The sequence below is a fragment of the Thiothrix eikelboomii genome, from assembly GCF_900167255.1.
In the GTDB taxonomy this organism is placed as follows: domain Bacteria; phylum Pseudomonadota; class Gammaproteobacteria; order Thiotrichales; family Thiotrichaceae; genus Thiolinea; species Thiolinea eikelboomii.
The window spans coordinates 1-24038 of record NZ_FUYB01000014.1; the positions used below are offsets into that span (position 1 = coordinate 1).

Sequence of the window (24038 nt, forward strand, 5' to 3'; positions counted from 1 at the left end):
ACTAGAGAGTAAAACATAGGGGCGATGGACTTTCATCTTTATAGGTAGTCAACTCACTAAATCAATGGGTTAAATGTTTTGTCGTGTACAGAGTTAGCTAGTAATTTAGCATTCGCAGATACAGCGGGTGATACACAAACTGTTTCCGTGACAGTTCCCTCCATTAAACTACTAGACATTAAAGCGGCTTCTGGTACATCTACCTCAGCTGACGAGGCGGATGCCTTAAGTTTTACTTTAACAGCGCCTACCGCAGCCGGCGATAACTTTGCCAATGCGACAACTGGTGGCTTCTATGATGTTACCTCTAACGTGGCTTCAGGTGGCTCTACTACCCGCAAAATCACGGTAGCTGCTGATACCTTAGGTGCTGGCTGGAAGCTGACACTCGCCCCTACTGCTGTGTCTGGGGCAACAGCTAATACCATCAGTTTTACTTCTAGCGATGTGGCCTCTAAAGATTTAGTCACCGCAGTCGGCAATATTGCGGCTAAAGATACCGCTATTAGTTATACCTTCGGCCCAGAAAGTGCCAGCATCGTCCCCTCTTATACAGGCGCGGATGGTACAACAGCAGAAAATATCACGCTCACTTATACTTTAAGTGATGACAGTTAATAGTTGACTGAATTAATCAGGGGATTATTTTAAATAAAATAATCCCTTGTCTGTAAAAAGATCAACTTTAAAAAATCACCTCAATAATTAAAATAACTGACTTAAAACAATTTACTTAGAATAATTAATTTTAAATAAACTATTTAAAATAATTAACCTAGATTAATCTAACTGACTAGGGTCAGGTGTGATATGCGTGTATTGATTCCCGGACTACTATTATATGGGTTGAGCCTGTCCGCAGGTGCCATCACCCTCACGGTCAGTGATGCCAATATTCCAAGCACCGCTTTGGGAACTTTAGACAGTGCCGGGGATTATTTCCCTAGCAGCGTTGAAAGCCTTAGCCAAGTAGCCGCAGCCGCCATCGGCAGTGCACCGACTACCCCTGCCGTCAGCAATAGTGAGTGTGGAGCAACTGACCCCGCATGGAAACTTCAGGCTCAACTCAGTACCAGCGTTGCTGGACTCACCTTACGGGTACGCCGCACTAGCAATGGCACCGGTGGCACTGTCTACGGGGGCGAAAGCTATATCACGCTCAGCGCCCTACCCACCACTTTGTTTTGTGGCAATAGCGATGTCACTGATATTGGCCTGCAATTCCAAATTGATGCCGTGGATGTGGGTGATGGACACGGGACTCGTCAGTGGCAAGTCGATTACACCGTAGAAACCTTATAAAGCTAAGCAAAATAATGAAAAAAATCCAAGTTAACTTACTCTTGCTCTTTGCTCTATTTACTAGCCTGCTCAGCTTGCAGGCCGACGCAGCCTTATTGCTGAATGGCGAACTGAGCCACGAATACAGCACCCAAGCTGGGCAACAATTGAGCGGGCGCTTAGAATTACAAAATAATGGTACTGAAGCCATTGAGGTTATTTTAACCCAAGAAGACAGCGCGCCCGAGGGTGATACCCGCCCCCATCCGCGCTCTAACCGCGACTGGATACAATTGGCCCAAGATCGGGTATGGCTAGAACCGGGATTGACGCAACAGATTCGGTATACCATCCGTACCCTCAGGCTTGGGGGAAGGAACTTACTGGAGCGGTATCAGTGTCGAACCCGTACAAGCTGAAACGAAAACCCGCCCAGCACCTGCTGGCCAAGTCCGGTTTGGGATCAAGCAAAAGATCCGTTATACCGTCAGTGTATTAACCCATTTGGGACAAGGTACAGGCAAAATCGTATTTGGTAAGCCCTTGATCCGTCAGGCCAAAGATGGCAGCAAACAGTTAGCCCTCAAGCTTGCTAACCAAGGTCTCTTCCACAGCCGCCCCACCGTTGCGCTAGAGGTGTTTGACTCACGCGGACAAAGCATGGGTAGTTGGCAAGGTAATAAACGCGGCCTTTATCCCGGCGCTAGCAAAACCTTTGAAATCGCCTTGCACAACTTACCTGCAGGCCACTACAAAGCTTTACTGGTTGCAGAGGACAGCAATAGTGGACGCACCTACGGCGTAGACATGAACTTGAATATCCAGTGAGGCTGCTATGCCAAAACAGGCCATCCCTCTTTTGCTGCTCAGCATGCTGCTTGCATGGCCTGCTAGCAGCACGGCTGATACACGGCTACAAGTATTGGCCTTAGAACGCCAATTGGATGCCGACAAACGCGGCATCGTCACCCTACGAATGGAGATCGAAAATCGTGATACTACCGATAGAGCATTTCAGGAGTACCTGCAACTACCCGATGGCTGGAAACTGTTAACTACGCCTGCACCTTTTAACTTGGCGGCAGGGCAACGTGAAGTACGCCTGCTGCACGTTTTGGTTCCCAACCACAGTACGGCTGGGCAATTTACGCTCACTTACCAACTACAGGCCAGTGATGATAGCAGTTTACATAGCCAAGAAACTGTGCAGGTCGCTGTACCCGCCCTACCCGGTATCCAACTCAGCCGTTTGAGTGTGCCAGCCAATCTCTTAGCAGGTGAGTCCTATCAAGCCCAGTTTTTACTGACTAATACGGGTAATCTCCCTCAAGCCTACCGTATCGGCTTGCATGATGCAGATGGTTATGCCCTTGGTATTCACCCTGCCAAACTCCAGCTAGCCCCCGGAGCCAGTCAAACCCTCACCCTCACAGGCAAAGTGGTTGCACAACCCGATACCGATGTACACCGCCTGACCTTGATGATTTACGGAGCGGGAGAGCCATTAGAAGAAGCCCTGAATATCCCTGTCATCCCCGCCACACCGGAAGGTGTCGGCACCCACCACCGACTCTATGGTGAGCTAGGGGTAGGCTACCGAGTTACTCAGCAAGCGGCTGAGACTCAAGAAACAACTCAACAAGCAGCCACAGTCGATTACCGCTTGCGAGGAGCACTCGATCCCTTAGGGGAACATCGAGTTGATCTGCACTTACGGACTGGCCGAGCCTTCGACCAGCCCTTTGCAGCCGATGATGCACAGTATCAATTACGCTATGAGAATGATGATTGGCAAGTCAAAGCCGGTGACCAAAGCTTCCATACCCATCGACTCACCGGAAATAGCCTCTCTGGAACCGGAATAGAAGCCCGTTACCAACCACAGACCGCTACAGGTCAAGCAGCATCCGGCTCAGTACGCGCCTTTCATGGCCAGAGTGATCAGGAGGCCGAGGAATCGGTACGAGCCAGCGCTATTATCGGTCATTACCAACTCAGTGAAGATCTAGAGGTTAGCGGTGCACTCCTGCACCACGAACAAGATCAAGCAGACACTGGCAAACAACTCAAAAACCTTGCCAGCCTTGAAGCGCGTTGGGGCGGTGAACAAGCTGATCTGACCGCTGCCTTAGCGCATGATGGTGAGCGCCAAGCTCTCGCCCTCGATACGACTGCCCGCTACGGCAAACTCTCCAGCCACCTGAACTACCTGCGTGGGGATACCGATTTTGAGGGCGCTTATGCTGACACCGAGCAATTGAATATAGGCGGGCAATGGCAAACCGATGATAAAACCCGGCTCAGCGCCCAGGCGCGCCGGATACGCAATAATCTAAGCGCCGATAACAGTCGAGAAATCCGTAATGACTACGAATATCGCCTGCGTGCCGAGCGGGCAGTCGGCGAAAAGGCAACGACCCAAATCGGCCTCGGGCTACGCTACCGCGATGAGCGTGACCAACGTGCCACCCCAACGACCGATCAAACCCTAACGGCGGCCAGCCTCAACTACCAAACCCGATTTGACACCTTAAACCTGAGCGCTCAATTAGAAGTGGGCAAGCGTCAACGACACGACGCAGCCACCCATGTGGGCAACCGCCAACAAATCGCTTTAGGCTGGAAACCAGCCGAGCGTTGGGACATGGCCCTCGATTATAGCCGTGATGCAGGCTTAGATAGCAGCAGCTCACGGCAAGCCTTAGGAGTACGTACTGACTACCGCTTACCCAATAACCAAGAATTATCCGGTTATCTGCAAATTGCAGAGGCTGAAGACACCCCCAGTACCACCGCCAATCTAAGCTACCGCAAACTCCTTAAAAAACAGCGAAAGCTCGCTATCGGCTTCAGTCATCGCCAAACTGCAAATACTGGTAACAAACCGCTTAAGGATACCAGCATCCAAGTCGATTACACCCTGCCGCTGGATTTGCCCTTGCGCCAACGTAAGGACATCGCCACCTTGTGTGGGCAACTGCTTGATGCAGGTAGCCGTCTGCCACTCTCGGGGATAGTACTGAACCTAGAAAACCACAGTGCTGTGACCGATGCCCAAGGCAAATTCTGCTACCCTAATGTACTGGCAAAAGACTACCGTCTACAGCTTGATCCGAGTCGCTTACAAGGGCGTAGCTACAGTTTCGGCGAGGAAAGCCTAGGAAAAACTATCCGTTTGCAAGCCGGTGATCAGCGTAATTTACAACTCTTGTTGTATCCAGCAGCGGGCTTAAGTGGGCAAGTCTTGAGCTGGAGTCACAGCGCCCTCAGTGCACACGGGCAAGCTGGAGCCGCAGTCCCGCACTTACCCTTGGAACTGCGCCCGATGGGAACTTTAGCAACAACCGCTAAGCCATTGTTCCGCGAAACGGATGCGGAAGGTCGCTTTAACCTCATCGGCCTCGCCCCCGGAACTTGGCAATTAGTGATTAATGACCAGCAAGCCCTCCCTAAACATTATCGTTTGGAGCAAAGCCAATGGCAGTTGGAACTGAAAGCTGGGCAAATTCATCAGCTGAATATTCGCGCTGTCCCCAAACAGCAAGATATTGAGAAAACCGGCCCTGCAGAAGGCTTTTCTGTGTCGGGCTAGTATGCCATCCTTAAAGAAGGCTCTTGACACAGAACCCTTTTGCCAACTACGCTAATAAGCCTTATTAACTGATTGATGGAGACTCAATACATGCGCGTTCAACACACTGATAGACCTTCAATAAATCTATAGTCTCCCGCATTTTGCCGGGAGACTGCTTCAGCGGTTATCCGGCAAAATGCGACAGTTTAAGTGTTGGCATGTATTCAAAACCCGGATGACGCAAGTCTCTGGGTTTTTTTATGCCCGGAATAAATAAAAATTAAAGGATAGATATGCCGATTAAATTAATGCTTAATCAGGGCAAGGTTCCGGTCAAAGTTTTTACTGAAGATATTGACCAAATTTCAATCAACCAGCTCGGCAAGATGGCGCAATTGCCGTTTATTCACTCGCATATTGCCGCGATGCCGGATGTGCATCATGGGATTGGCGCAACGGTAGGCTCGGTGATTCCGAGTAAGGGCGCAATTATTCCCGCCGCCGTGGGGGTAGATATTGGCTGTGGTATGAATGCGATTCGCTTGTCATTAAAGGCCAGTGATTTACCCGATAATCTACAGGCTGTGCGCAGTGCGATTGAAAAGCGTGTACCTGTCGGATTTGAAGAACATGCCAGTGCGACGGTACAAGGCGCGACTTTAAACAATATTGGTAAGCATCTGGATGTTATTACCGCTAAGCACCCCGGTCTGATCAAAATGCAGCGTAATTTTGCACGCACTTGGGGTAAGCAGCTCGGTACTTTGGGGGGTGGCAATCACTTTATCGAACTCTGCTTGGATGAAGCGGATGAAGTATGGGTGATGCTGCACTCAGGTAGCCGTGGGATTGGTAATGTCATTGGGCGCTATTTCATTGAGAAAGCGAAAAAAGATGTCGGCAAAGCTTTAGGCCAATTGCCAGATCAAGACCTCGCTTATTTCACTGAAGGCACGCAGCACTTCGAGGACTATGTGCAAGCGGTGAGTTGGGCGCAAGAGTATGCAACGGTCAATCGGCGTGAAATGATGCGCTTAGTCTTAACCGCTTTACAAACTCAATTGAAACCATTCACGCCCACCCGTGAAGCCATCAATTGCCATCACAATTATGTGCAACAAGAAACGCATTTTGGCGAGGCCGTGTATCTCACTCGTAAAGGGGCAATCAGTGCGCGTGAAGGTGAGTTGGGGATTATTCCGGGGAGCATGGGTGCTAAATCTTATATCGTGCGCGGTTTAGGCAATGCACAATCCTTCTGCTCCTGCTCGCACGGTGCAGGGCGGCGCATGAGTCGAACGGAGGCTAAGCGGCGTTTTAATACCCGTGATTTAGCCGAACAAACCAGCGGTATTGAATGCCGTAAAGATAAAGGTGTCGTGGATGAAATCCCGAGCGCTTATAAAGATATTGATGGGGTGATGCAAAACCAAACTGATTTGGTTGAAGTCGTCCATACCTTAAAACAAGTGGTGTGCATTAAAGGTTAAGGCACAGCCTGTAGGAGCTTGAACATGAAAACACAAAAACTTGCCTCGTATGGGGAATCTATAGCCCCTTGTCATTGGCTCTTAATGAGCGGGCTATTATTAGCCGTGGGATTTAAAACCTGACAGATCGCTATCAGCTGAGGCTGATGGTGACGAGGATTGAGGATTTTAGGATGGATTTCGTACAACTTGAAGAAATTTTGGCCTGCTTACAAGGCGAGCGTACTCTGTTCCGTTATCAGCGCGATACCTATGCCTTAGCGCTAATCCGCGATTATATCGGTACGGGGATGAGCATTGCTGAGTTACGCCAATCGCCTTATGCCCAACTGTTGCACAAGACTTTGGTCAAACAAGCTTTAGCGATGGCAGGCAAGGGGTGGCTTAAGCCTATCCACTTGGATTGGGTTGCCGCTCAGCAGTCTGCTTTAAACTTTGTGCTTACTTTGGCTAGTTGGGGAACTGAACGCAATAGCGAACGTCAGTATAAACAACTGAGTCGTACAGGTTATCATTTGGTGCTCCAACTGAACTTTGCCAATGACCATCAGCAGCAATATAGCCGTTGGCTGAAAGAGGTCAGCCCTGCAGAGTTTTCTAGCTGGGCGCATCCAGTGGTGAAAAATGGGCGGCATGAAACCTTAGCTTGGGTGCGGATTGATTTAGATTTTGCGGCTAATCAAGCCTTAATTGAAGAAATTCAATCCGATTGGGTGCGTCAAGTCAAAAGCGAATGGCGCCAACAATACTACCCTCAATTGCCTGAGTACCGTGAGCAAGTACTCAAGCCTTATGCACAAATCTGGGATGAAGCGGCCTTAGCTGCAGCGATCCGCTTAATTCGCCATGATTTGGGGATTCGTGAGATTTTTTACAATAGCTTTGAAACCGGCAATCTTATGAAAGGGATTCGCAACAATCAGCCACCGCGCTCCTTGTATAGTGAATTACCCCAGAAGTTTGCTTTTAAACTGACCAACGAAGTCCCGCAATTCTTGCAAGACTTGCGGCAAACTGCCAAAGCACAACGAGCACAGGCAGCCGGAGCGCGTTGGTATAAATTACCTACTCAGGAGTTGATCTATGTCGAAGAAAAAGCAGCGGCTTAAACCACCCAGCCGTACCAATCCGATAGCGCGTGCGCCTATTCTCAGCAAAGGCGGTGCGCATCAAAAGACCCGTTCAGCAGAACGCCAAGCTGATAAGCGTCAATTACGCAAATTAATTGCTAAGGTAGGGGCCGACTCCGGCCTCGCCGATTGTGCGGCTTAATCGGCAAGCACCAATAATTCCTCCGGCGCAAAGCTAACCATCACTGTATCCCCTGCCTTAGGTGGCGCTACCGCAGCTTGATTAAAGCTATCTAAAGACAAGCTAGTTTCCCCGACTTTCACCCGCACGCGAATCACTGAGCCGAGAAAATTCACATCCTGCACGATTCCAGTCAGCTGTGCTGGTTTACCCACCGTTGTACCCAAACTCGCCGCCTCGGGGCGCAGCGCCAAAGCTACAATATCCCCAGTCTTGACCTCACCTAAACTCCTGCCTAGATTCAGTTCAGCTCCATACAAACTAAACCGCCCGGCTGGTGCGTCCAATACTTTACCTTCCAACACATTAATCGTACCGACGAAAGAAGCTACAAAACGGGTTTTTGGCTGGTTATAAATTTCAAACGGTGTACCCAGTTGATCGGCTTTACCTTGATGCATCACCACAATCCGATCGGACATGGATAAAGCTTCCTCTTGATCATGCGTCACAAAAATCGTAGTGATTTGGAGTTTGCGTTGAATCGCACGAATTTCTTCACGTAAAGACACGCGAATTTTAGCATCTAAGGCCGATAAGGGTTCATCGAGTAATAATAATTTAGGCTTCACGGCCAAAGCCCGCGCCAAAGCCACCCGCTGTTGTTGCCCCCCTGAGAGTTGAAAAGGATAACGCTGGCCTAATGCTTCTAGCTTGATCAGAGCCAACATTTCTTTCACCGTAGCCTCAATCTCGGCTTTCGACTTGCCCGCCACTTTCAAGCCAAAGGCTAGGTTTTGCGCCACCGTCATATTCGGAAACAAGGCATAGGCCTGAAAGACCATACCAATATTGCGCTGATTCGGCTTGAGATTGACCACATCCTTACCATCAATGCGAATCAGACCTGCACTGGGGGTTTCAAAACCAGCGACCATCCGCAATACTGTGGTTTTACCGCAGCCGCTGGGGCCTAAAAACGAAACAAACTCCCCCTGCTCTACGGCTAGATTGAAGTTTTCAACCACCCGATTGCCTGCGTAGTCTTTTTGCAAATTGCTAATTTCAAGGAAGGCCATAAGCACTGCTCTTATCTAAAGGGTTTGACTTGGGTGTGTTTTTGTAAGCGGGTGACTAATTGCATCAAGCCCATACACAGCCAAGTAATGCTAAAGGCAATCACCGCTAAAGCCGCTGGCTCATAGGCTCGATTCGCACCAATCAACTGCATGAAAGGACCAAAGGCGGGGCGATTCAAGAGGGCTGCAAATACAAATTCACCAATCACAATCGCAAAAGTTAGGAAAGCACCCGACAAGATTGCCACGAGTACATTCGGCAAAATGATTTTGGCTAAAATGGTGATTTTGCCAGCCCCTAAGCTTTCGGCTGCTTCGGTTAAGGTACTAACGTCCAAAGTACGTAACCCCGTATCCACCGCCCGATACATATACGGCAAAGCCAGCACCGTATAACCACAGACCATTAAAATATCTGTACCGAAGGCCGAGCCAGTCAAAGGTAGGACTGATGAGGTGTTATACAGACGGATATAGCCAAACACGATCACAATCGCAGGGATAATCAGCGGCAAAAGCGTGATGAATTCCACCACAGGTCGCCAACGCGGTAGCTTCAATCGCACCCAATAGGCTGTCGGCACTACTAAAAGTACCCCGACCACAATCGTTAATAAGGCCATCAGTACGGAATAGAGAAAAGTCGCTTGGAAGCGTGGATCACCCAAAATCACTCGATACGCCTCAAAACTATATTCCCCCCGCTTCATGCGTAGCGAAAATTCAAAAGTACCAATTAAGGGCAGGGCAAAATACAGCACCCCAAAACTGAGTGCTACCCAAGACCAAAAGCGCTTCGAACGCCAAAAGCTCATGATTTCACCCACCTTTCACTGCGCGCCCGCATCCACAGATAAAGCGTATTGGCAATAATTGTCACCACAATCATGCCAAAGGCTAAGGCATAACCCAGATGTGGATCTTGTAAGACATCCCCACGAATTTGTGCAAACAAGACAATCGGCACAATCGACAGTGAGCTTCCAGTGAGTGCATAGGCTGTTGCCACCGCACCAAAGGCATTGGCAAACAAGAGCGCAAAAGTACCTAAGAGTGCAGGCCACAAAATCGGCAAAGCCACCATACTCCAATATTGAAAGCCATTCGCGCCCAAGATCGCAGCAGCTTCCCGCCATTCTCGCTTAAGACCATCTAAAGCAGGGGTAATAATCAAAATCATTAAGGGAATCTGAAAAAATAAATAGGTCAATGTCAGTCCCCAAAAGCTCAAGATATTAAAGCCATAAGCATAAATATTAATCCCGAACCCTTCCCGCAACAGCACGGTGACTAACCCCAAGCGGCCTAAAGTCGCTAAGAAAGCAAAGGCTAGAGGGACACCCGCAAAATTCGAGGCCACCCCTGAGAAGGTCATAATGGGTGAACGCACCCACGCTGGCAAACCACCCAAGACAATAGCCGCTGCTATCGCAAAACCAATCAGACAACCTAAAAAAGCCGAAGCCACACTGATTTTGATGCTGATCCAGTAGGATGCAAGAATCGAGGGCTGCAAGAGTTTTTGGATATTCTCAAAGGTAAACTCACCCGCTGGATTCTGAAAAGCCCCCACCACAATATTTAAAGTGGGTAAAATCAAAAATAAGAGCGCGAAAATTAGAAACGGTAAGATCCCTAACCAAGCCATTGAACGGCGGGATTTGCTAGGGTTTGAAGTCGGAGTCTTGGCAACTCCGGTAGGCTCAGCGATAGCAGACATGGGCTAAGACTCAAGTGAAGGTTGACGTGCAACAAACCAACAACACCGACAGCCTCTCTAACACAAGAGGCTGCAACACTCAAATCTAAGATTTATTTTACGTTGGCACCAACCACGGCATCCCATTTCGCGGTGACTACTGCTTTAGAAGCATCTTGATCTTCAACGGTGGGGAAGCTTGCTTTTTCATACGCGGCTGCAGGTGGCAAGGCATCTAATAAGTCTTTTGGGATCTTATTCTCAGCAGCCAGACTATTAAAGCGAATCGGATGGCAATAACCATTCAACCAACCTAATTGCCCCTCATCCGAATACAAATGCTCCATCCACAATTTTGCGGCATTCGGATGCGGCGCGTGTGCACTAATACCTTGCACATATACACCCGCTACCACTCCTGTTTTAGGCACAACCACATCAACGGGTGGATTGCCCTTTAAGGTTTCACGGGCCGACAAACCGTTATAATCCCACATAATCACAATCGGCGTTGCACCTTGAGCAATCGTGCCTGCTTTACCAATAGTTGGCACAAAATTACCTGCTTTATTCATTTTTGCGAAATAATCTAAGCCTGCTTGGCCGATGGCTTCTGCGCCTGTTGCACCCGCTGAGAGACCCGCTGCATACACACCTAAGATCGCTTGATTAGAGGCACGCGGGTCACCGGCTAAAGCTACACTATTGGCATACTCAGGTTTGAGCAAATCTGCCCAATCTTCAGGCGCTGTTTTTACTAAATCTTTATTGATGACAAAGGATAAAACCCCGTAATAGTCGCCGTAGAAATACCCCTCAGGATCTTTGACATTCTCAGGAATCGAATCCCAAGTAGAAACTTTATACGGCTGCAATAAGCCCTCTTTCTTGGCAGCAGGGCCAAAAGAGAAACCGACATCAATCACATCCGGTGCTTGTGGACCTTTATTGTCCTTATTCGCACGAATCGCTTCGAGTTCATCCGCAGAGCCTGCATCAGGATTAAGCTCATTGACTTTGATGTCGGGGTATTTTTTCTTGAAGCTTTCAATCACGCCACCATAGCCACACCAATCATGCGGCAAGGCGATGGTCGTTAACATGCCTTCTGTTTTAGCGGCTGCTTCAATCGCTGCTAAATCCTCAGCTGATGCAGTATTTGCACAAACCACCGTGGCAATAAGGGTTGCGAGTGCAGATGCACCTAAACTTGATCTTGACATAGTTAGTCTCTCCCAGAGTGATATGACTTTGTGTGGAAGCAGCATGCTAGCAATAGTTTATGACCAGCAGATTAATTGAATATACGTCAGTGACTTAGTACTTGCCAACTGGAATAATAGATTTATTTTAGGAGGAAAAATTAAGCTTGGGAAATGAATCTGAGGTTTGCATCAACTGAGCGACACCTATAGAACTTGACACTGCGGTTACTTGTATTTAAAAAAAGCGTTATTATGTTCCCCCTATGAGCCACAACGACCTTAGGCCTTAGCATCATCAATCCAGCAAGTTATCCAATAAAGTGAGCATCACCCCTTCTAAGCCGTTCCCTATGCAAGCAGGCACAATTCTCCTGACCTTAGCTTTGGGCTATCTCGGTGCAGGTTTAGGTAAGCTGATTCACCTACCCGTTCCTGCTTTACTCGGAAGTGGTTTATTCATTGCCTTGCTAGCTTTCACTCCCTTGCCTTTAAGCATGCCAACCTTAATGCGTAATATCGGCTTTACCATTTTGGGCTGTTCAATGGGGAGTAGCATCACCCCAGAAATGCTTGCCAAAGTCAGTCAATGGCCACTCAGTTTATTGGGTTTAGCCCTGACAGTGACGACCATGATGGCGCTGAGCACTTGGCTACTCAGTAGGTATTTTCAGCAAACTAAAAATACAGCCTTACTGGCCTCCACACCGGGGGCACTCTCGACCGTCGTAGCCCTAGCCAGTGAAGGTAAAGGCGATTTAAGTACGGTGGTTGTCTTGCAAAGCCTGCGACTAATTTTAGTGATGTTGAGCTTTCCCATCATTATTCAGTCTTTAGGCTTACAAGGCAGTACTTATCTCAGCAGCACTCAGCAGATAAGCTTACCTTGGTTAACGGTCTTAGCGCTGTTACTCACCGCCTTTGCACTGGCACAAACCCTCGAACAAATAAAACTACCCGCCGCCTATGTTTTGTCAGGTTTAATCCTCAGTGGGATGGGGCATCTCAGTGGTTGGCTAGAGGGGAATCTACCTAGCTCGATGGTAAACTTAGGCTTTGTCATTATTGGCTGCACAGTCGGTTCTCGTTTAAAAGGCCTGCAATGGCTAGAGCTACGCTCTTTATCGCTGGCGGCTCTAGTGAGCATCGTCCTCAGTAGTCTGATTGCCGCCTTGGGTGCTGGCTTAATGGCCACCGCGTTAGACTTGCCCTTTGGTCAAGTTTGGATCGCTTATTCTCCGGGTGGCATTGAAGCGATGGCCGCTTTGGCATTGGCCCTACACTATGATCCTGCTTATATTGCGGCTCATCATTTATCACGGATTGTGGCCATTACCCTATTAATGCCTTGGATAGCCCGACGCTTAACCCTAGAAGGAAATCAGTTATCTTGAAACCCGACTCAGAAGACTTAAATAAGGTCTTGTCAGCCTATCGTGCCTTGATTGCTCGCTTTAAAACCGTATTAATCGCCAGTACGAGCACTAAAAATATACCGGAAGCCAGTTATGCTCCCTATCTTGAACTAGAAGGGCGTTATTACATTTTTATCAGTGAGTTAGCCGTACATACTCAGAATTTACTCCAAACTCATCGCTGTAGCCTATTATTTATTGAAGATGAGGGGCATACCAACAACCTCTTCGCCCGTCAGCGCGTCAGTTTGCAGTGTACAGCTGAAAACTTAGCCCGTGACTCACGCGATTATCAAAACGTGCTCGACTTATTTCACCAACGCTTTGGCAAATTGATCGCCTTGCTTCAAACTCTGCCGGATTTTCATTTATTTTGCCTAACCCCGAATTCAGGCAATTATGTCGCAGGCTTTGGTAAAGCTTATAGCCTAAGTGGCAGTGACTTAGGCCAATGGCAACATCGCAATCCTGAATCAGGCAAATTAAACCCTAACTCAGCATGAGGCCAATCCCAAACACCGCCGCATAGCCTTGCCCCTGTGGTTCGGGACGTAACAGCAGTTGTTGCCCCTGACCAGAGCGGTAAATACCATCACGTTCATTGCTCTGATAGCCCGTGGCTCGTTGCGCATAAGGAGGCCGCTGATATACGCGCTGGGTGACCGCTTCATCAAAATACAATTGCGAAGTGAGTAACTCAGCCTTACCTGCCCGACTCGCGGTGCGAACCTTAAAATGAATATGAATTGCACGCCCCGGATAGATGGTGACAAAATTTACTTTGCCGAGTTGATCCGTGATTTGATAGCCCCGCAAAAACTGCTGTCCAGTGGTATCATTGCTCCAAGCACTCACCTCTGAATACACCCCTGCAGCATCACAATGCCAAATATCGACGATGGCTCCTGGTAAGGCTCGGCATTGCCCAGCTTGAATACCTGTGACTTGCAATTGCAACTGCAAAGGTAAACCCGCACGCATACGCCCCGTTCGGGGGTCACTGCGTATATCTGAACGTTGCAATTGCGTATCCACAAAATACGGACCTTCTGTTTGCTCAGGAGTGAGGACACAATTGGGTGTAATTCGTGCCCAACTCGGGCTGGTACTCAAAGCAAGACTGCCCGCTGCTAGCTTAATTAAGGCTTCGCGCCGAGTTTGATCAAAATGATTCATTATTCATCTCTCCTTAGTTTTAGAATGGATCAGATCGACTCAAGCTTAAACCTTAGTTTGGCGCTGTTCTAATACCTGTAGTAATTGCAATTTTTGTTCACGAGTCATGATCAGCCAATCGCGGATTTCATCACCACTCCGCCAGCAACCTTCACACCAGCCCGTTTGATTATTTAGCCAACAAACACCAATACAAGGAGAAGGTACACTAGTATCGAGTAGCGGCTTAACAGACTTACGTCGTCGATTAGGTTTAGTATCCATCAGTCAGTCGATCCTCAGCAGCCAATAAAAAAACCGCTACATGAGCGGTTTTTGCTTAAAAGTCCAAGCTAAATTAATGCGCTAGAATTTGACTCAAGAACAACTGAGTCCGTTCATGTTGCGGATGATTAAAGAACTCATCAGGTGGGTTCATTTCAATAATTTCACCCCCATCCATGAAAATCACACGATCCGCTACCGTTTTCGCAAAGCCCATTTCATGGGTAACACATAACATGGTCATACCACTTTCTGCTAATTCAATCATGGTATCTAGCACTTCTTTGATCATTTCAGGGTCAAGTGCCGAAGTAGGTTCGTCAAACAGCATAATGCGCGGTTTCATGCACAAACTACGAGCAATCGCCACCCGTTGTTGCTGACCACCCGATAACTGCCCCGGAAATTTTTTAGCTTGATGCGGAATTTTAACCCGCTCTAAATATTCCATCGCAGTTGCTTCGGCCTCTTTACGCGGAATTTTCCGCACCCACATGGGTGCTAAACAGCAATTCTCTAACACCGTTAAATGCGGAAAGAGATTAAAATGCTGGAACACCATCCCGACTTCACGGCGAATTTGGTCGATGTTTTTGATGTCATTATTCAACTCAATCCCATCAACAATAATTTGCCCTTTTTGGTGCTCCTCCAGCCGATTAATGCAACGAATCATGGTTGATTTACCCGAACCTGAAGGGCCGCAAATCACAATGCGCTCACCCCGTGACACATCCAGATTAAGGTTTTTCAGCACGTGGAACTCACCGTACCACTTATTCACTTCGCGTAATGTAATCGCGATTGGATTTTTTTCCTGTTCCATACTTGGTCCTCTTGGGTCGGTGAAGGTTTAATGAGTGGTACGTAATTTATGCTCTAGATGTTGGCTATACCGCGACATACTGAAACAGAATATCCAAAACACCAGCGCAGCAAACACATACCCTTCCACCGCAAAACCCAACCATTTAGGGTTCGAAAATGCTGCCTGTACAATAGCGAGCAAATCAAATAAGCCGATAATCAAGACTAACGAGGTATCTTTAAATAAAGAAATAAACGTATTAACAATACCCGGAATAACCATCTTTAAGGCTTGTGGCAAAATGACCTTATACATACTTTGCCAGTAATTTAAACCTAAAGCCGAAGCTGCTTCGTATTGCCCTTTAGGAATAGCTTGTAAACCACCTCGAATTACCTCAGCCATATACGCTGATTGGAATAAGGTAATCCCAACTAAAGCACGCAATAACTTATCAAAATCCATACCTTCCGGCAGGAATAAAGGCAACATCACTGAGGACATAAACAAGACCGTGATTAACGGTACACCGCGCCATATTTCAATAAAAGCAATACAGACTGAGCGTACAATCGGCATTTTGGAGCGCCGCCCTAGGGCTAGCAAAATACCCAACGGTAAAGCAGCGACAATACCGACAATAGCAATTACTAAAGTCAGCATTAAACCACCCCAAAGATTGGTTTCTACATGGGGTAAACCAAACCGATTACCCACTAATAAGTAGAAAGCCACAATCGGGAAAAAGAATAAAGCAAAAATGCCAATATACTTTTTACCCGGTATTTTCGGAATCATTAAAGCCGCTAAAGTGATCACTAATATGACCGCCACTAAACTAACACGCCAACGCTCAGCTTCAGGATAAAGTCCATACATAAACTGTTGGAAGTGCACATTCACGAAGACCCAACAAGCACCACCGCTTTTGCAGTCATCCCGAGTTGTACCCACCCAATCAGCATCAATAAAAGCCCATTGCACCAACGGAATTAGCAAACTCACGATACCAACAAACAGCACTACCGTGAGTAGACTATTTCCGACCGTAGAAAATAAATTCTGCCGCATCCAGCCCATAAGTCCAGTGGTATTAGCCGGTGGAGGTAAACTGGGTGAAGGAGATTGAACAATAATAGCCATATTAACGCTCCACCAAAGCCATGCGTTGGTTATACCAATTCATCAAGCCTGAAATAACCAGACTAATCACTAGATAAACCAGCATCGTCATAAAGATAATTTCGACGGCCTGTCCGGATTGATTCAAAGCGGTTCCCGCAAACACTGCAACTAAATCGGGATAACCAATCGCCACACCCAAGGATGAGTTTTTAGTTAAATTCAGATATTGGCTGGTTAATTGCGGAATAATCACCCGCATCGCTTGAGGGATAATCACTAATTGTAAGGCACGGTTCGGACGTAAACCTAAAGCTGCTGCTGCTTCTGTTTGCCCTTTATACACGGATTGAATACCCGAACGGACAATCTCAGCAATAAAGGCAGCGGTATAAATAGTTAAGGCTAAAAGCAAGGCACCTAATTCAGGAATAATGCTAATGCCACCTTGGAAATTAAAGCCTTTCAAAGCCGGTAATTCCCAAGTTAAAGGCGAGCCAGTCAATAAAAAGACTAAACCCGGTAAACCAATTAATAAACCAACCGAAGTCCAAAAGACTGGAAATTGTTGCCCGGTATTCTCTTGACGAAGACGCGCCCAACGCTTGAGCAAGAAGACACCCAACACCGCAACAGCGAAAGCAATTAAAGTCCAACCAAAACCGGGTTCGCCAATCGGCTTAGGTAGAAATAAGCCCCGATTATTTAAAAAAACCGTATCACCTAAAGCCTGACTTTGGCGCGGCCCGGGTAACATTGGTACAATGGCGCGATACCAAAACAAAATCTGCAGTAATAAAGGTATATTCCGAAAGATTTCGATATAAGTCATCGCTATTCTGGAGACCAGCCAGTTTTTAGATAAACGAGCTATCCCAATAGTAAAGCCAAGAATGGTCGCCAAGAAAATACCTAAGACCGCCACCAGCAAAGTATTGAGTAAGCCAACCACAAAAGTGGTTGCAAAACTATCAGCCTCGGTATAAGGAATTAAGGTTTGGGCAATGCCAAAACCAGCCGGACTTGAAAGAAAGCCAAAACCAGTATTAATACCGCGCTTTTCCAAGTTATAGAGAGTGTTACTAAATATATAAGCAAAGAATACAAAAATGCCGACAACCAGCAAAATCTGAAACAGTAGTGCACGTTTCTCTGGGTCATTCCAGAAAGGGGGTTTTGCGGGGGCCAAGTTTGTTTCTATTGCAGGAGGGGCGTTCTTAGTTGCCATAACCCAGCCTTTGAATCAAATCGCCAAATGGGGTGAAGACGATTCAGAGAACAAGCTTTCTGAATCGCCATTGGGGTAGTTAGTTAACTACTGAGAGTTCACGCTTTAGAATTAACGGAAAGGTGGTGAGTATTGTAAGCCACCATTTTTCCATAAAGCATTTAAGCCACGCGCAATTTTCAACGGTGAGCCTTGGCCAACATTACGCTCGAAAGACTCACTATAATTACCGACTTGCTTAACCACGTTATAAGACCACTTTTTGTCTAAAGGCAGATTTTTATCATCACCTTCGGCGGCCCCCGCAAAACGCTTAATATCGGGACTTTCGCCTTTGATCTTTTCATCAATATTGGTTGAATCTAAGCCTAAGTCCTCAGCCTCAATCATCGCATATAAAGACCAACGCACGATTTTGAACCAATCATCATCGCCATTCCGCACAACTGGGCCTAAAGGCTCTTTAGAAATAACTTCAGGTAAAACCACGGCTGACTCAGGGTCAGACATCAAAATACGCAAAGAGTACAATTGAGATTGGTCTGAAGTCAGCACATCGCAACGACCTGCTTCGAAAGCCTTCACGGTTTCATCGGACTTTTCGAAAGTAATCGGCTCATACTTCATGTTGTTTGCACGGAAATAATCAGCCAGATTCAGCTCAGTCGTGGTACCTGCTTGAATACAAACCGAAGCACCATCTAATTTCTTCGCACTATCCACGCCCAGCTTCTTAGTAACCATGAAGCCTTGACCGTCGTAATAGTTGACACCCGCAAAGTTCATGCCCATCCCAGAGTCGCGAGTCAAAGTCCAAGTACTGTTCCGCGACAGCATGTCAATCTCGCCTGACTGTAAAGCCGTGAATCGTTCTTTAGCGGTTAAAGGGGTGTATTTAACTTTAGTGGCATCACCAAAGACAGCGGCAGCAACTGCACGACAGACATCAACATCTAAACCTGACCATTCACCTTTTTCATTGGTATTGGCAAAACCGGGAAAGGGCGTACTCACACCGCATTGCACAAAGCCTTTGGCTTTAACGGCATCTAAAGTAGCACCGGCATGCGCAGCTGGCATCGCAAAGGTGGCAGACAATAAGCCCGCTACTGCCAATGTTTTTGCAGATTTCATGGATTCTCCTCTTCTCTCAAATGTTGTTATGCAACAACGCTAGTTAAACCGAGCCTTAAGTACTGACTTAAAGTCGATGACTTAAACCTATCCTAATACACAAAAAAATACAACTAATACTTTAAGAGTCAAAAAAAATAAACTTCAATACAAACATAAACATATAAAAATAAAGCTCATGAAATCGACAAGAAAATACTGAACAAATGACTCATTCATACCAGAAACTACTTGTCTTTCCCTTTAGTTAAATCGCATTGTATGATCTTAGATTTTTTTGAGCGTTTACCGATGTCTAGTTCACCCGATAGTAAAACCAAACTCGATCGCATTGACAAAAAAATTCTGCGCGAATTACAAAACGATGGCCGAATTTCTTTTGTCGATCTCGCTGAAAAAGTAGGTTTAAGCACTTCACCTTGCCTTGAACGTGTGCGTCGTTTAGAGCGAGCAGGTTTTATTAAGGGCTATACTGCCCTACTTTGCCCCGCCCAAATGGACGCTAGCTTATTAGTATTCGTCGAAATTAGTCTGAATTACATTTCCGGTGATATTTTCGAACAATTTCGTGACGCCGTTCGGCAATGGCCACAAATTCTTGAATGCCATCTAGTTGCCGGTGATTTTGACTACTTATTAAAAATACGCATCAAAAACATGGCCTCCTATCGCACCCTGCTAGGGGATATTCTGCATACCTTACCCGGCATCCGTGACTCACGAACTCTCGTAGCAATGGAAACGGTTTATGAGTCCTCCCAGCTGTATATTGAATAATAAACCTGACTCACCTCGACGCTTAAACTTGACCCTTAGCCCAGATAAGTTAAGGGTACTCGGCGGGTTACCCCCGTAAACAAAGTGTAAGGAATCGTTTGGCTGGCAGCGGCCACTTCAGTGGCCAATACTGTATCGCCCCATAACTGCACGCGATCCCCGACTTGGCAATTCAGCCCCGTTAAATCTAAGGTCAACATATCCATTGAGACTCGCCCAATTAACCGAGTCCTTATCCCATTCACTGCAATTGGTGTGCCATCTAAGGCATGGCGTGGATAACCATCTGCATAGCCTAAAGCAACTACCCCGACTGTGGTAGCTTGCTCGCAGCGAAAACGCCCGCCATAACCTATGGTTTCCCCGGCAGCTAACTGCCGAATAGCAATCAGCGCAGACTCTAATCGCATCGCAGGCTTTAAGTGCTGAGCTGCTGCTTGTGCTTGCGTAAAGGGTGAAGCGCCATACAGCATCAAACCCGGCCTAACGCAATCATAATGAGTGGCTGGCCACGCTAAAATCGCAGGCGAGTTGGCCAAACAATAAGGCGCGGTTAAACCTGCAACGGCTGCCTTAAAGCTTTGCAATTGCTGCAGGGTATAATCACTGCTTAACTCATCCGCTCTGGCGAAATGCGTCATTAAAGTGATCGACTCAAGATGCTGGCAGGCTTGCAATCTAGGCCAAAGCGCTTTGACTTCAGTCGGCGCAAAGCCTAGACGATGCATCCCAGTATCAACTTTTAAAAAGATTTTAAACTTATTTTTAGGTTTAGCAACTAGCAAATCCTCAAGTTGCTGCGAGTTATGCACCACTAAAGATAAGGATTCGTGATTGGCTAAGATTAATTCATTCGCTGTAAAAACCCCTTCTAGCAATAAAATGGGGGCTTTAATCCCTGAGTCTCTTAACTCCAACGCCTCTTCTATACAGGCGACACCAAAACCATCCACCTCAGCTTCAAGCGCCTGTGCAACCCGCACCGCACCATGTCCATACGCATTCGCCTTAATAATCGCGAAAGCCTTAGCATGGGCTGCTAAGGATTTAGCAAGGCGATAATTATGCCGGATTGCATTCAAATCAATCACGGCTACAGCAGGACGCGCCATTAAGAGCCAAGCACCAGTACGCCCTCGACCTCAACCATCACCCCTAAAGGTAAAGAGGCTACTCCTACTGCTGCACGGGCAGGGAAGGGTTCAGAAAAATACCGTTTCATGACCTCATTGACGGTGGCAAAATGGCTTAAATCCGTCAGATAAATATTTAATTTCACGAAGTTTTTACATGAGCCACCGGCGGCGATAGCAACCGCTTGGAGATTTTTAAAAACTTGCTCAGCTTGACCTGCAAAATCTTCTGCTTCCACTTTCATACTATCGGGATTCAACGGAATCTGCCCAGAACAATAGACCGTATTCCCAGCGCGCACGGCTTGTGAATAAGGACCTATAGCAGCGGGTGCAGCAGTAGTAGCAATAATTACTCGATCAGTCATCATAAAACCCTTGTAAAAATAAAACCTTGGTAAAACAGTAAAACTCTTGTTTATTCATGAATGATGAATTGCACTCAAGTTTAAGCTGAAGTTTTTACCCGATTTGCAAAGCGATAACGCTGCATACTTAAGCCTTCTAAATCAATACTCGGCTTTTGCCCTGCCATCATATCAGCTAATAAACGTCCTGAACCACAGGCCATCGTCCAACCTAAAGTGCCATGCCCAGTATTCAGGAATAAATTAGCATACGGTGTCTGACCAAGAACAGGGGTACCATCCGGCGTCATCGGCCGCAAACCTGTCCAGAAATTATCTTCTTGCAGATTAGCCGCATGCGGGAAGAGATCAGAGACAACAAAGCGTACTGTTTGGCGGCGCTCTTCATGCAAGCTTAAATCATAGCCCGTTAATTCTGCCGTCCCCGCAACGCGCACCCGATCACCTAAACGAGTGATCGCCACTTTATAGGTTTCATCCATCACCGTAGACACAGGGGCAGCGTCTGGACTGACAATCGGCACAGTAATCGAATAGCCCTTGACTGGATAAACTGGAATATCAATCCCTATCGGTTTGAGTAATTGTGGCGAATAACTTCCTAAAGCCATCACATATTGATCGGCCGTCAAAACGCCTTGATCTGTTTTGACACCACTGATTTGGCCATTGTTGCTCAGTAGCGCCTCAATTTGCGTGTCATATTGAAACTTCACCCCGTTAGCGATACAAATAGCGGCTAAATTTTGGGTAAACATTAAGCAGTCGCCGGTTTCATCCAAAGGCAAGCGCAAACCGCCCCGAATTTTCTCGCGCACATGCTTCAAGGCTGGCTCAGCCGCCAAACAACCCTCTAGATCTAACACTTCATAAGGAATCTGGCATTCATCCAGAATATCGGTATCCTTTTTTGCACCCTCGACCTGGGCATCGGTACGAAACACCTGCAAAGTGCCACGAGTACGCTCATCATAATGAATGCCGGTCTCGGTGCGTAATTCATCAATCGCTTGACGGCTATACTCAGCGACTCGCAACATACGTGCTTTATTCACCTGATAACGTGCTGTCGTGCAATTGCGCAGCATCATTACCATAAAGCGAAACATGGCGGCATCCATGCGGCTAGGGCGCACCACTAAAGGTGAATGCTCACTCAGCATCCATTTAATCGCTTTAAGTGGAATTCCAGGCCCAGCCCAAGGCGCTGAATAGCCGGGTGAAATCTGCCCTGCATTCGCAAAGCTAGTCTCTAAACCCGAGTGCGGTTGCCGATCCAGCACAGTGACTTGGTAACCCAAACGATTTAAATAATAAGCCGTGGTCGTCCCAATGACCCCACTTCCAATCACAATAGCATGCATACTTTAGCTCACTCTTTATCCGGCTTATTAGCCTTGGCAATAGCGGTATTTTATGTGAATTTTTTCAAAATATTTTTTTGTTATTTCACTATAAATCGGCATAATTTACTGTTATTTTACATAAAAATCGTCTTTTAAAGAATTTTTCTAGGCATTCATTGGTGCAGGTGCAGCAAATTTTGCTGCTCAATAAAAATAAACGCCTAGCTAACTTAAGCAATGCTTATTTTATAAGCAAAATCCAAACTATCTGTTGGATTATTCAAGCAATACCACTTAGCTGGTTTACTGTTATTTTTCACCTCAACCCCTGATAATCACAGCGACAACCTGTTAGTATTTGGTCAAAACAACAACATCAGAATCTAGACCGCTGGAATAACCTAGTGCATAGACCAACCCCACTGATGGCCCACTACATCCAAGTCGAGGATTAGTCATGAGCATAACAATGAACGCCGTATTTATTAAAACCCCCAAAGGCCGCGAGGAAATTGAATCCAAGGCCGGTGGACTCTCATTAATCACACGCCGCGTGCTGATCTTTTTAGATGGAAAGCGCACCTTACGTGAAATCCAAACTCTCCCCAAAATTGATGATGTTGAGCAAATCATTCGGAATTTAGAAAGCGCGGGCTATATCCAACTCGTCTCCTCAGAATCCACCACTACTGGCTCTCAAGCGAGTCCCCAATCTGCCAATCCATTGCTAGCCAATCGGTCTAACCCTAATATCCTTCCAGCTTTTATCCCCCCTGCTCGCAATGGCAATTTCCGCCCTTTACCTGAGCACCATGATGCTGCTCAATTTAAAATGGCGAAAAACTTCATGACTAATACCTTAAACGCCTTTGTAGGGACTTTCGGTTCTAGTGCTTTAATTAGTCGGATTGATCGTTGCGAAAACCATGAGGCCTTACGTGAAATTTATGCGGATTGGTTGAATGCCATTATGAATACTAAACAAGGCAAAAAGGATCTTGAAAACCTGAAAACGAAGTTGCTCGAAGTACTTTAAACACTAAGTCTGTTGATGATCCCGTGGTGGCGATTTTAACCCCACCACTTAGCCCCCTACATCTATCAGCTCCAGTTGCCGACCCTAGCTTTGCTGTGCTAACTCTGCGCTATTGACCGCTTAGAGCGAATTTTCTAACACCTATCCTGATCCCACTAGCCGATGACTAGCCGATGACTAGTGATTGATTCTAAATTGCTAGTGGGTAGTGCATCAAACAGGTCAAAACCTGCCGAGCTTGTTATTTTCAAAGCTCTCTGAAATATGACCTGCAATAGTGCAATAAGCAAAAAGTGTCAACTCCTTAGCAGCACTACCCAGTTTGATGATCATTTCATCAAAATAAAAAACTAAACCTAGATGCTCAGGTTGTTTGTCTAGGTTAATTCTAGTACTTAGGATATAGGATACATCCAAATGAGTTTAAGCCCAATTGAACTAAGACCCAATAATACGACGACGACTACCAATACTGCTAATACGAATACTAATTCAGTCGGTAGTACTAGTAATGCCTCAAGTACGAATGCTGCATCTAATATTTTTACTCAACTCTTAGGCGGATGTGGTGGAACCGGCAATCAAAGCAACATGATGTTGCTGATGTTATCGCTGATTGCACAACTCTTACAGCAGTTACAAGCGGGTGCTAATA

25 protein-coding genes and 1 pseudogene are annotated in these 24038 nt (G+C 46.7%); 13 read left to right on the top strand and 13 right to left on the bottom strand.

Annotated features, from left to right (window positions below; translation table 11 throughout):
- Positions 1 to 78 precede the first annotated feature (78 nt).
- The 8 genes from B5D50_RS13070 (at position 79) to B5D50_RS13105 (ending at position 7617) form a co-directional block, all read left to right on the top strand.
- On the top strand, positions 79 to 618 hold the full coding sequence (locus tag B5D50_RS13070) for a hypothetical protein (RefSeq protein WP_078923087.1): 540 nt from the start codon (positions 79 to 81) through the stop codon (positions 616 to 618).
- 192 nt (positions 619 to 810) lie between these two features.
- A complete protein-coding gene (locus B5D50_RS13075; protein WP_078923088.1) occupies positions 811 to 1302 on the top strand; it encodes a hypothetical protein in 492 nt (163 codons plus the stop codon).
- Positions 1303 to 1316: 14 nt separating this feature from the next.
- Complete coding sequence (locus tag B5D50_RS13080; RefSeq protein ID WP_078923089.1) at positions 1317 to 1700, top strand: hypothetical protein; 384 nt, start codon at positions 1317 to 1319, stop codon at positions 1698 to 1700.
- On the top strand, positions 1648 to 2109 hold the full coding sequence (locus B5D50_RS13085; RefSeq protein WP_078923090.1) for a hypothetical protein: 462 nt from the start codon (positions 1648 to 1650) through the stop codon (positions 2107 to 2109). The genes B5D50_RS13080 and B5D50_RS13085 overlap by 53 nt, the downstream gene beginning before the upstream one ends.
- A gap of 7 nt (positions 2110 to 2116) precedes the next feature.
- Positions 2117 to 4873, top strand: a complete 2757-nt coding sequence (locus B5D50_RS13090) for a hypothetical protein (RefSeq protein WP_078923091.1) — start codon at positions 2117 to 2119, stop codon at positions 4871 to 4873.
- A 275-nt stretch (positions 4874 to 5148) separates the two neighbouring features.
- Positions 5149 to 6345: an RtcB family protein gene (locus tag B5D50_RS13095; RefSeq protein WP_078923092.1), complete on the top strand. Its 1197-nt coding sequence runs from the start codon at positions 5149 to 5151 to the stop codon at positions 6343 to 6345.
- A 173-nt stretch (positions 6346 to 6518) separates the two neighbouring features.
- Entirely contained in the window at positions 6519 to 7454 is a 936-nt protein-coding gene (locus B5D50_RS13100) for a hypothetical protein (RefSeq protein ID WP_078923093.1), read from the top strand.
- Positions 7429 to 7617, top strand: coding sequence for a hypothetical protein (locus B5D50_RS13105; protein WP_078923094.1), 189 nt, complete (start codon positions 7429 to 7431; stop codon positions 7615 to 7617). Before B5D50_RS13100 ends, B5D50_RS13105 begins: the two co-directional genes overlap by 26 nt.
- Here the strand turns inward: B5D50_RS13105 and B5D50_RS13110 are convergent.
- The 4 genes from B5D50_RS13110 to B5D50_RS13125 form a co-directional block, all read right to left on the bottom strand.
- Complete coding sequence (locus B5D50_RS13110) at positions 7614 to 8675, bottom strand: ABC transporter ATP-binding protein (protein WP_078923095.1); 1062 nt, start codon at positions 8673 to 8675, stop codon at positions 7614 to 7616. The two genes, B5D50_RS13105 and B5D50_RS13110, sit on opposite strands and share 4 nt — an antisense overlap.
- A gap of 11 nt (positions 8676 to 8686) precedes the next feature.
- Positions 8687 to 9490 (bottom strand): ABC transporter permease, encoded by an 804-nt coding sequence (locus tag B5D50_RS13115; protein ID WP_078923096.1) that lies wholly within the window; start codon positions 9488 to 9490, stop codon positions 8687 to 8689.
- Entirely contained in the window at positions 9487 to 10395 is a 909-nt protein-coding gene (locus B5D50_RS13120; RefSeq protein WP_078923097.1) for an ABC transporter permease, read from the bottom strand. Before B5D50_RS13120 ends, B5D50_RS13115 begins: the two co-directional genes overlap by 4 nt.
- Positions 10396 to 10487: 92 nt before the next feature.
- The gene (locus B5D50_RS13125) at positions 10488 to 11597 is read right to left on the bottom strand and encodes an extracellular solute-binding protein (RefSeq protein ID WP_078923098.1); all 1110 of its coding nucleotides are present in this window, start codon (positions 11595 to 11597) and stop codon (positions 10488 to 10490) included.
- 332 nt (positions 11598 to 11929) lie between these two features.
- Here B5D50_RS13125 and B5D50_RS13130 point away from each other — a divergent pair, with 332 nt between their 5' ends.
- Entirely contained in the window at positions 11930 to 12970 is a 1041-nt protein-coding gene (locus B5D50_RS13130) for an AbrB family transcriptional regulator (RefSeq protein ID WP_078923099.1), read from the top strand.
- Positions 12967 to 13494: a HugZ family pyridoxamine 5'-phosphate oxidase gene (locus tag B5D50_RS13135; RefSeq protein WP_159448637.1), complete on the top strand. Its 528-nt coding sequence runs from the start codon at positions 12967 to 12969 to the stop codon at positions 13492 to 13494. Before B5D50_RS13130 ends, B5D50_RS13135 begins: the two co-directional genes overlap by 4 nt.
- Here B5D50_RS13135 and B5D50_RS13140 read toward each other — a convergent pair.
- The 6 genes from B5D50_RS13140 to B5D50_RS13165 all read right to left on the bottom strand — a co-directional run bounded on the left by B5D50_RS13140 (position 13481) and on the right by B5D50_RS13165 (position 18723).
- The gene (locus B5D50_RS13140; protein WP_078923101.1) at positions 13481 to 14167 is read right to left on the bottom strand and encodes an intradiol ring-cleavage dioxygenase; all 687 of its coding nucleotides are present in this window, start codon (positions 14165 to 14167) and stop codon (positions 13481 to 13483) included. The genes B5D50_RS13135 and B5D50_RS13140 overlap by 14 nt on opposite strands.
- A 45-nt stretch (positions 14168 to 14212) precedes the next feature.
- On the bottom strand, positions 14213 to 14431 hold the full coding sequence (locus tag B5D50_RS13145; RefSeq protein WP_078923102.1) for a DUF1289 domain-containing protein: 219 nt from the start codon (positions 14429 to 14431) through the stop codon (positions 14213 to 14215).
- 73 nt (positions 14432 to 14504) lie between these two features.
- Positions 14505 to 15257 carry an amino acid ABC transporter ATP-binding protein gene (locus B5D50_RS13150; RefSeq protein ID WP_078923103.1) on the bottom strand — a complete coding sequence of 251 codons (753 nt, stop codon included), beginning with the start codon at positions 15255 to 15257 and terminating at the stop codon, positions 14505 to 14507.
- A gap of 27 nt (positions 15258 to 15284) precedes the next feature.
- Positions 15285 to 16382, bottom strand: coding sequence for an amino acid ABC transporter permease (locus tag B5D50_RS13155; RefSeq protein WP_078923104.1), 1098 nt, complete (start codon positions 16380 to 16382; stop codon positions 15285 to 15287).
- Between the two features lies 1 nt (position 16383).
- Positions 16384 to 17589, bottom strand: a complete 1206-nt coding sequence (locus B5D50_RS13160) for an amino acid ABC transporter permease (protein WP_078923105.1) — start codon at positions 17587 to 17589, stop codon at positions 16384 to 16386.
- A gap of 111 nt (positions 17590 to 17700) precedes the next feature.
- Positions 17701 to 18723, bottom strand: a complete 1023-nt coding sequence (locus B5D50_RS13165; protein WP_078923106.1) for an amino acid ABC transporter substrate-binding protein — start codon at positions 18721 to 18723, stop codon at positions 17701 to 17703.
- Positions 18724 to 18984: 261 nt separating this feature from the next.
- On the opposite strand from B5D50_RS13165, the gene B5D50_RS13170 reads away from it, so the two are divergent.
- Positions 18985 to 19500: an Lrp/AsnC ligand binding domain-containing protein gene (locus tag B5D50_RS13170; RefSeq protein WP_456119734.1), complete on the top strand. Its 516-nt coding sequence runs from the start codon at positions 18985 to 18987 to the stop codon at positions 19498 to 19500.
- A gap of 35 nt (positions 19501 to 19535) precedes the next feature.
- On the opposite strand, the gene alr is transcribed toward B5D50_RS13170, so the two are convergent.
- From alr to B5D50_RS13185, 3 genes are all read right to left on the bottom strand, one after another.
- On the bottom strand, positions 19536 to 20612 hold the full coding sequence (gene alr, locus B5D50_RS13175; protein WP_078923107.1) for an alanine racemase: 1077 nt from the start codon (positions 20610 to 20612) through the stop codon (positions 19536 to 19538).
- Positions 20612 to 21001, bottom strand: a complete 390-nt coding sequence (locus B5D50_RS13180) for a Rid family detoxifying hydrolase (RefSeq protein ID WP_078923108.1) — start codon at positions 20999 to 21001, stop codon at positions 20612 to 20614. Before B5D50_RS13180 ends, alr begins: the two co-directional genes overlap by 1 nt.
- An 80-nt stretch (positions 21002 to 21081) precedes the next feature.
- A complete protein-coding gene (locus B5D50_RS13185; protein ID WP_078923109.1) occupies positions 21082 to 22365 on the bottom strand; it encodes a D-amino acid dehydrogenase in 1284 nt (427 codons plus the stop codon).
- A 439-nt stretch (positions 22366 to 22804) separates the two neighbouring features.
- On the opposite strand from B5D50_RS13185, the gene B5D50_RS13190 reads away from it, so the two are divergent.
- Together B5D50_RS13190 and B5D50_RS20355 are read left to right on the top strand one after the other, a co-directional pair.
- The gene (locus B5D50_RS13190; RefSeq protein ID WP_143594358.1) at positions 22805 to 23383 is read left to right on the top strand and encodes a hypothetical protein; all 579 of its coding nucleotides are present in this window, start codon (positions 22805 to 22807) and stop codon (positions 23381 to 23383) included.
- 417 nt (positions 23384 to 23800) lie between these two features.
- Positions 23801 to 24038, top strand: a pseudogene (locus B5D50_RS20355) (hypothetical protein); the annotation flags it as partial.

Excerpts from the sequence above, each read along its gene's own strand:
- B5D50_RS13075 (WP_078923088.1), top strand. The coding sequence starts at position 811 with ATGCGTGTATTGATTCCCGGACTACTATTATATGGGTTGAGCCTGTCC.
- B5D50_RS13080 (WP_078923089.1), top strand. The coding sequence starts at position 1,317 with ATGAAAAAAATCCAAGTTAACTTACTCTTGCTCTTTGCTCTATTTACT.
- B5D50_RS13090 (WP_078923091.1), top strand. The coding sequence starts at position 2,117 with ATGCCAAAACAGGCCATCCCTCTTTTGCTGCTCAGCATGCTGCTTGCA.
- B5D50_RS13095 (WP_078923092.1), top strand. The coding sequence starts at position 5,149 with ATGCCGATTAAATTAATGCTTAATCAGGGCAAGGTTCCGGTCAAAGTT.
- B5D50_RS13100 (WP_078923093.1), top strand. The coding sequence starts at position 6,519 with ATGGATTTCGTACAACTTGAAGAAATTTTGGCCTGCTTACAAGGCGAG.
- B5D50_RS13105 (WP_078923094.1), top strand. The coding sequence starts at position 7,429 with ATGTCGAAGAAAAAGCAGCGGCTTAAACCACCCAGCCGTACCAATCCG.
- B5D50_RS13110 (WP_078923095.1), bottom strand. The coding sequence starts at position 8,675 with ATGGCCTTCCTTGAAATTAGCAATTTGCAAAAAGACTACGCAGGCAAT.
- B5D50_RS13115 (WP_078923096.1), bottom strand. The coding sequence starts at position 9,490 with ATGAGCTTTTGGCGTTCGAAGCGCTTTTGGTCTTGGGTAGCACTCAGT.
- B5D50_RS13120 (WP_078923097.1), bottom strand. The coding sequence starts at position 10,395 with ATGTCTGCTATCGCTGAGCCTACCGGAGTTGCCAAGACTCCGACTTCA.
- B5D50_RS13125 (WP_078923098.1), bottom strand. The coding sequence starts at position 11,597 with ATGTCAAGATCAAGTTTAGGTGCATCTGCACTCGCAACCCTTATTGCC.
- B5D50_RS13130 (WP_078923099.1), top strand. The coding sequence starts at position 11,930 with ATGCAAGCAGGCACAATTCTCCTGACCTTAGCTTTGGGCTATCTCGGT.
- B5D50_RS13140 (WP_078923101.1), bottom strand. The coding sequence starts at position 14,167 with ATGAATCATTTTGATCAAACTCGGCGCGAAGCCTTAATTAAGCTAGCA.
- B5D50_RS13145 (WP_078923102.1), bottom strand. The coding sequence starts at position 14,431 with ATGGATACTAAACCTAATCGACGACGTAAGTCTGTTAAGCCGCTACTC.
- B5D50_RS13150 (WP_078923103.1), bottom strand. The coding sequence starts at position 15,257 with ATGGAACAGGAAAAAAATCCAATCGCGATTACATTACGCGAAGTGAAT.
- B5D50_RS13155 (WP_078923104.1), bottom strand. The coding sequence starts at position 16,382 with ATGGCTATTATTGTTCAATCTCCTTCACCCAGTTTACCTCCACCGGCT.
- B5D50_RS13160 (WP_078923105.1), bottom strand. The coding sequence starts at position 17,589 with ATGGCAACTAAGAACGCCCCTCCTGCAATAGAAACAAACTTGGCCCCC.
- B5D50_RS13165 (WP_078923106.1), bottom strand. The coding sequence starts at position 18,723 with ATGAAATCTGCAAAAACATTGGCAGTAGCGGGCTTATTGTCTGCCACC.
- B5D50_RS13170 (WP_456119734.1), top strand. The coding sequence starts at position 18,985 with ATGATCTTAGATTTTTTTGAGCGTTTACCGATGTCTAGTTCACCCGAT.
- alr (WP_078923107.1), bottom strand. The coding sequence starts at position 20,612 with ATGGCGCGTCCTGCTGTAGCCGTGATTGATTTGAATGCAATCCGGCAT.
- B5D50_RS13180 (WP_078923108.1), bottom strand. The coding sequence starts at position 21,001 with ATGACTGATCGAGTAATTATTGCTACTACTGCTGCACCCGCTGCTATA.
- B5D50_RS13185 (WP_078923109.1), bottom strand. The coding sequence starts at position 22,365 with ATGCATGCTATTGTGATTGGAAGTGGGGTCATTGGGACGACCACGGCT.
- B5D50_RS13190 (WP_143594358.1), top strand. The coding sequence starts at position 22,805 with ATGAGCATAACAATGAACGCCGTATTTATTAAAACCCCCAAAGGCCGC.